At 69.2% G+C, this 6,310-nt stretch carries 8 protein-coding genes; 3 read left to right on the forward strand and 5 right to left on the reverse strand.

What is annotated here, in order from left to right; all coding sequences use genetic code 11:
• Positions 1 to 41: 41 nt before the first annotated feature.
• Positions 42 to 1,397 (reverse strand): hypothetical protein, encoded by a 1,356-nt coding sequence (locus tag VF746_17780; GenBank protein HEX8694276.1) that lies wholly within the window; start codon positions 1,395 to 1,397, stop codon positions 42 to 44.
• A gap of 288 nt (positions 1,398 to 1,685) precedes the next feature.
• On the opposite strand from VF746_17780, the gene VF746_17785 reads away from it, so the two are divergent.
• Both VF746_17785 and VF746_17790 read left to right on the forward strand, forming a co-directional pair.
• The gene (locus VF746_17785) at positions 1,686 to 2,162 is read left to right on the forward strand and encodes a MarR family transcriptional regulator (protein HEX8694277.1); all 477 of its coding nucleotides are present in this window, start codon (positions 1,686 to 1,688) and stop codon (positions 2,160 to 2,162) included.
• Positions 2,163 to 2,283: 121 nt separating this feature from the next.
• On the forward strand, positions 2,284 to 2,793 hold the full coding sequence (locus VF746_17790) for a DoxX family protein (protein HEX8694278.1): 510 nt from the start codon (positions 2,284 to 2,286) through the stop codon (positions 2,791 to 2,793).
• Positions 2,794 to 2,883: 90 nt separating this feature from the next.
• Here the strand turns inward: VF746_17790 and VF746_17795 are convergent, their stop codons facing one another.
• The 3 genes from VF746_17795 to VF746_17805 are packed head-to-tail and all read right to left on the reverse strand — an operon-like array spanning position 2,884 to position 4,353.
• Positions 2,884 to 3,336, reverse strand: coding sequence for a hypothetical protein (locus VF746_17795; GenBank protein HEX8694279.1), 453 nt, complete (start codon positions 3,334 to 3,336; stop codon positions 2,884 to 2,886).
• Positions 3,333 to 3,815, reverse strand: coding sequence for a hypothetical protein (locus tag VF746_17800; protein ID HEX8694280.1), 483 nt, complete (start codon positions 3,813 to 3,815; stop codon positions 3,333 to 3,335). Before VF746_17800 ends, VF746_17795 begins: the two co-directional genes overlap by 4 nt.
• Before the next feature lie 46 nt (positions 3,816 to 3,861).
• Positions 3,862 to 4,353 carry a hypothetical protein gene (locus tag VF746_17805; GenBank protein ID HEX8694281.1) on the reverse strand — a complete coding sequence of 164 codons (492 nt, stop codon included), beginning with the start codon at positions 4,351 to 4,353 and terminating at the stop codon, positions 3,862 to 3,864.
• Positions 4,354 to 4,507: 154 nt separating this feature from the next.
• Here VF746_17805 and amrS point away from each other — a divergent pair, with 154 nt between their 5' ends.
• A complete protein-coding gene (gene amrS, locus VF746_17810; GenBank protein ID HEX8694282.1) occupies positions 4,508 to 5,620 on the forward strand; it encodes an AmmeMemoRadiSam system radical SAM enzyme in 1,113 nt (370 codons plus the stop codon).
• 31 nt (positions 5,621 to 5,651) lie between these two features.
• Here amrS and VF746_17815 read toward each other — a convergent pair whose 3' ends face one another.
• Positions 5,652 to 5,945 carry a hypothetical protein gene (locus tag VF746_17815; protein ID HEX8694283.1) on the reverse strand — a complete coding sequence of 98 codons (294 nt, stop codon included), beginning with the start codon at positions 5,943 to 5,945 and terminating at the stop codon, positions 5,652 to 5,654.
• Positions 5,946 to 6,310 lie beyond the last annotated feature (365 nt).

The raw sequence follows: 6,310 nt of genomic DNA on the forward strand, positions 1-6,310 counted from the left end.
CCCCCCCCCCCACCCCGCTGTTCATCTCCGAGCCGGCCGGCTCAGCGATAGATGGTGACGAAGTTCGAGAGGGTGTTTCCGCTGGGCCACGCGTTGTAGCACGCGCCGCTGCTGTCCCGGTACGACCGGTTGGTCACCGTGCGCAGCGTGGTCCCGGCCATCCCCTTGCCGTCCCAGGAGCGCCGCACGCCGTCGTAGTTGAAGTACGGCGTGTAGTAGCTCTCCGTGCCGGTGCAGTCCGCGCCGGTGAAGTGGCTGATGTAGGCGGCCGTCACCGGTGTGCACGACGCTTCACCGCACCCCGTGCTGAGGTCGACGTTCCAGTCCTCCTTGTGCTGTCCCGGGCCCTGCGGGCCGCTGGTGTCCTCGCCGGGGACGACCTCCTCGCTGCCGATCTCGCCCCAGCGGCCCGAGTAGCGGAGCCACTCCTGCCCGGGCATCGGCCGCTTGTTCGTGTACGCCTGCGGCATCTCGCCCACGTTCACCAGCCCGCCGCCCTGCAGCCCGGCCTCGTAGCCCTTGCCGCCGCTCCAGGTGAACCAGCGCTGGTCCAGGTTGGTCCAGCAGCTCTCGTTCGTGCCCTCGGGGTAGGCGCTGTCGCACTCGCCCTCGCTGGCGTAGCTGGCGTGCGAGCCGTCGGCCACCCACACCTGCGGGTGCGTGCCGTTGTACCAGGTGACCTGGTACGCCTGCCACGTCTTGGGGGTGTGGTGCGCCGCGTAGATCACGGTGGTCGGCTGCTGGCTGGAGTTCAACTGCACCGTGATGTGCTCCCAGTCCGCCTCGTGGTTGAACGCGGCGATGAAGTCGTTGTACGGGTAGAAGAACCAGTACTGGATGCTGATCCCGCCGATGGTGTTGCGGTACACGTGCGTGTAGACCTTCCACCCCGACGGGTCGCGCACGCCCGGATGCACCACGTCGTCGTAGACGGCCTGCAGGAAGAAGGTCTGGTCCTTGTTGAACCCGCCGTCGCCGTTCGAGCCGTACGTCGTGCCCGAATGCAGGCAGAACGTACCGGAGCTCTGGTGGCGCTGCGTGGTCACGTTCGACACGGTAATCGTGCCCAGGTTCATGATCTGGTGGTCCGGGCAGTTGTTGTGGTGGAAGCGCATCTGCACGTTCGCCAGGTACCACTCCACGTTGCCCGGCCACGTCCAGTCGCCCCACACGCCGCTCCCGGCCTGGGCGCGGGTGATCAGGTTGGGCATGAACAGGACTGGCGCATACGTGTTGGCGAGGTCCTCTTCGATCCCGTCGTCGATGCCGTCCCAGTCGTTGTCCACGCCCCACGCGTAAAGCCTGGGCTCCGGTACGTCCGATGCCAGCGGCTGCGAAGAATCAGAGCACCCCGCCGCGACTGCGGCGAGGCCCAGGAAGACGAGCAATTTCTTCATTTCTTCCCCGAGAAAACCTGGTGTTCAGGAGATGCCGAATTGCGGCGCGTTTAGATACTAAGTATAAACTGGTCAACGACTTACGTCAATAGGACGGGAAAGGTGCCTGTGGTCGTCCGCCTCTCGTCGGCGCACCGCGTTTTTTCGGACTTTTCCTCGCGCGGCGCCTGGGGTCCTGGTCCCACGACGGACCGTGCAGGTCTCCCCAGGCCGCGCTTCCGACGGTCCCAAACGGGCTCTCCAGGCATATGCTTGACATGTCATCTATCGTCATGTATACTACACTCCATGAACGAGACCACCAGCGCGGTCCAGCGCGAGATCCGGCAGACGCGGCCCTTCCACTCGCGGGCGCAGGAGGCGACTATCGCGATCCTGCGGACGGCCGACGTGCTGCGGCGGCGCCTGGGGGCGGTGATCGAGCCGCACGGCATCACGCTGCAGCAGTTCAACGTGCTGCGCATCCTGCGCGGGGCGCAGGGGAAGCCGATGCCCACGCTGGAGATCGGCGGGCGGCTCATCGAGCAGACGCCGGGGATCACGCGCCTGCTGGACCGGCTGGAGGAGAAGGAGCTGGTGCGCCGCGCCCGCTGCACCGAGGACCGGCGCCAGGTGCACTGCTTCATCACCCCCGCCGGCCTGGAGCTGCTCGACCACCTGGAGGCGCCGATGGCCGAGGGCGACGACCTGCCCGGCCGGGTGCTCGGTGACGAGGAGCTGGCGAGGCTGATCGACTACCTCGACCGGATCCGGGACGCGGAGTAGCCGCCCGGACTTCGTTTTGCCTGAATGCTTGACTGGTAAACAAACGTGTGACGGAGTTTCTCTGCGTCTGAAGGACGCGCTTTCAACCGGTCGGACGACGACCCTTGTGATGGAGGACGAGATGGCGAACACGCAGACGCTGGCCGCGACGCCGGCCCGGTCCCATGCCCGCGGCGGCCTGCTGGCGGCGCTGGTGCGCACGGAGGACGACTGGACGCAGACGCTGCTGCGGGTGGTGCTCGGGGTGGTGATGTTCCCGCACGGCGCGCAGAAGCTGCTGGGCTGGTTCGGCGGCTTCGGCTTCGAGGGGACGATGGGCTACCTCACGGGCTCGGTGGGGCTCCCCTGGATCGTCGGCCTGCTGGTGATCGTGGCCGAGTTCTTCGGCTCGCTGGCGCTCGTCTTCGGCTTCCTGGGGCGCGCCGGCGCGCTCGGGGTGATCGCCGTGATGGTCGGTGCCGTGCTCACCACCCACCTGCCGAACGGCTTCTTCATGAACTGGAGCGGGCAGCAGGCGGGCGAGGGCTTCGAGTACCACCTGCTGGCGCTGGCGATTTCGCTGGCGGTGATCATCCGCGGCAGCGGCGCCGCGTCGGTGGACCGCGCGCTCACCGCCCGCCTGCGGAGCTGATCTCCGGAAGCGGAGAGGGAAGAACACGGCGAGCCTCGCGGGATGCCCGCGAGGCTCGCTGCTCTGGGTCGGGAGCGCGGGGCCGCCACCCTACGGCGCGGCGGTTTCCGGCAGGGGCTCGGGGAGCGCCTCCAGGAACGACGCGGCCTGCTCGATCCGTCTCGTTCCCGAGCAGTTCCCGGCGGTGAGCACGTCACCGGAGTATTTCGCGTAGATCAGGTACTCGGCACCCCTTTCGAAGGAGAAATGGATGTCGTCGCCCACGCCGACCTGGCTGCCCCTGATCCGGACGGTGCCGGGCACCACTCCCTTCCACCGCGTGGTGACGCGCACCGTCGCCCAGCGGTAGGAGGGCCCGCCCGCGGAGCCGTCGCGTTCCGGGCCGACCGGGGTGGAGACCACCACGCCCCGGAACACCGCGTCAGCCCGCTCGAAGGATGGTTGCGGCAGCGGTATCGCACAGCGGGACAGGGAGCCGCCGGCTACGCACGGGGCCGGCGCGGCGAGCACCGCGATCGCCAGCCCGAGGGGAAGAAGCTTCATCGTCCTGCCTCCTTCTTCGTCACGAGGTCCACAGCTGCGGCGGCGGCCGGCGCGAGGGCGCGTAGCTCTCGCAGGTCCTCTCCCGCGTGCTCGATCCGGTTCGTGCGGGTGCAGATGCCGGTCGCCAGCTCCGAGTTCTGAGCGGCGCGGGTGTAGATCAGGTACTCCCGGCCGCGCTCGAAGGGATAGCCGCAATCGCCGCCGCCCATGCCGGTGCGCACCACCACCGTGGCCGCCTCCGCTCCCTTCCAGCGCTCGACGACGCGGACGACCACCCGTTTGCGCAGGTACCACTGGTTGGGCCCGTATTCCTCGCGCCGCCTCGAGACCTTCACGACGACGTCGCGGAACACCGCGTCCGACCGCTCGAACTGCTCCCGCGGCGAAACGCGCCCGGCGCAGGAGCAGAGGGCATCGCCCGGCCCGCATGGGTTCGCCGCCGCCAGCATCCCGATCCACAGCCACGCGGGGAAGATCATTCGTTCGCCTCCGGGTTCGCGATCGGCATCCACCGACGCACATCCATCAACGTCTCAGAGGAGCTCGGCCGTGACGTGAGGGTGCGGCGCTACTCGGGCCGCGCGGCCTGTACGCCTCGCGCAGCTCCCGCAGGTCTTCCGCCGCATGCTCGATCTGCCGCGTGCGGGTGCAGATGCCGGTCGTCAGCTCCGCGCCCTCGGCGGCGTAGGCGTAGATCAGGTACTCCCCGCCGGGCTCGAAGTGGAAGCCGCAGTCGCCGCCGCCCATGCCGGTGCGCACCACCACCGTGTCCGCATCGGCCCCCTTCCAGCGCCCGGTTACGCGGACGACCACGCGCGTGGGCGGGAGCCACCGCGGTCCGTCACGCTCGTCCGGGCGGAGCGAGACGTCGACCACCACGCCGCGGAACACGGCGTCCATCCGCTCCAGCGACGCCCGCGGCGAGACCGGCGGCATGCAGTCGCAGAAGGAGCCGGCCGCGGCGCACGGGTCGGCCGCTGCCAGCATCGCGATCCACAGCCAAGCGGGGAAGATCATCGTCCGTCTCCTGGTCGCGGTTGGAATCCACCGGCGCACGTCCTTAACGAACCAGGGATGCCCGTCCGCAACACGAGGGTTGCTCCGGGGCTTCCCGTGATCGTTCCGAATTCGTTATCGTGGAAGCAGATAGCCGTCGTTTCCCGGAGGATTCATGTCGAGCGCCGAAGCGGTCCTGGAGAACGATCCCCACACGGTCGAGACGAGGTACTGGCACGCGCTGGAGGACGGTCGCGTGCAGTGCGACGTGTGCCCGCGCGCCTGCCGCCTGCGCGAGGGGCAGCGGGGGATGTGCTTCGTGCGCGCCAACCAGGGCGGGCGGGTGGTGCTCACCACCTACGGCCGCTCCAGCGGCTACTGCGTGGACCCGGTCGAGAAGAAGCCGCTCAACCATTTTCTCCCGGGCACGCCCGTGCTCTCCTTCGGCACGGCGGGGTGCAACCTGGCGTGCAAGTTCTGCCAGAACTGGGACATCTCCAAGTCGCGCGAGATGGACACGCTCTCCGACGCGGCCTCGCCCGAGGCGATCGCGCGGGCGGCCGAGCGGCTGGGGTGCCGGAGCGTGGCCTTCACCTACAACGACCCCGTCGTCTTCCACGAGTACGCCGTCGACGTGGCGCAGGCGTGCCGCGAGCACGGGATCAAGGCGGTGGCGGTCACAGCGGGCTACGTCTGCCCCGAGCCGCGCGCCGAGTTCTACCGCCACATGGACGCGGCCAACGTGGACCTCAAGGCGTTCACGGAAGACTTCTACCGCGGCATCAGCGCGGCGCACCTGGAGCCGGTGCTCGACACGCTGAGGTACATCCGCCACGAGACGAGCACCTGGCTGGAGATCACCACGCTGCTGATCCCGGGCGAGAACGACTCGGACGCGGAGATGGAGCGGCTCGCGGCGTGGGTGGTGGAGGCGCTGGGGCCCGACGTGCCGCTGCACTTCACGGCGTTCCACCCCGACTGGAAGATGCTGGACCACCCGCGCACCCCGCCCGAGACGCTCACCCGGGCGCGGGAGATCGCGCGGAAGGCGGGGGTGCGCTACGCCTACACCGGCAACGTGCACGACACCCGCGGCGGGAGCACCTGGTGCCACGCCTGCGGCAAGCTGCTGGTCGGCCGCGACTGGTACGAGCTGTCGGAGTGGAACCTGACGCCGGAGGGTGCGTGCAACGGCTGCGGCGCCGCGCTCCCCGGCGTCTTCGAGGCGGGCCCCGGCCGCTGGGGGGCGCGGCGGCTCCCGGTGCGGCTCAAGCAGTTCGCGGCGTAGGAGACCGGCTTCCGCGCGGCCGCGGGGAACCCTACCAGTGGAGCAGGAAAACGGGCGCCATCGCCGCCAAGGCGGCGCCGACCTGCAGGGCCAGGACGGGCACGGCCTGCCGGGGTGAGCGCGGCACCCACTTGACCGCGAAGAACAACACGATCGGTGCCTGGGCGGCCATCAGGAGCTGCCAGATGTGGGCGGCCGCACCCTCGTCCGCCTGGGGCGCGGGACCGTGCAGGGCGAGATAAATCAGCACGGTGGCGAGCGCACCGAGGGACATGGCCACGGGAAGGAAGGCGCTCGGGTGCTTCAGTACGGTCGATGGATTCATTTCGCCACCCCACGGTTCGCGGTTCGGGACGATGTCCGCCTCGGTTATTCACGAAGCTCGGGACATTCGCCGTGCGGCTTTGCGGTCGCTGTCGGAGAGGGCCGTCGGGCGAGAGGTGTGTCTCAGGAGCACGACGCCCCTTTCCCCACGGGTGACCGGGAGGAGGCTCGGCGTCTCACATTCCCCACCCGGGACTACGCTGGCGTGGGCAGGGTTTGGTGGGTAGGCGAGCCGCGGGCGGGGTAGAGGCGGTTCATCTCGCGTGCGCAGCGCCGCCACAGCGCGGCGCGTGAGGATTCGATCACAAAGGTGATGCGGCGCCCGCTCAGCACCACGCGTGCGGCGGTCTTCAGTACGAGTTGGCG

It is taken from the genome of Longimicrobium sp. (assembly GCA_036389795.1).
Lineage (GTDB): Bacteria > Gemmatimonadota > Gemmatimonadetes > Longimicrobiales > Longimicrobiaceae > Longimicrobium.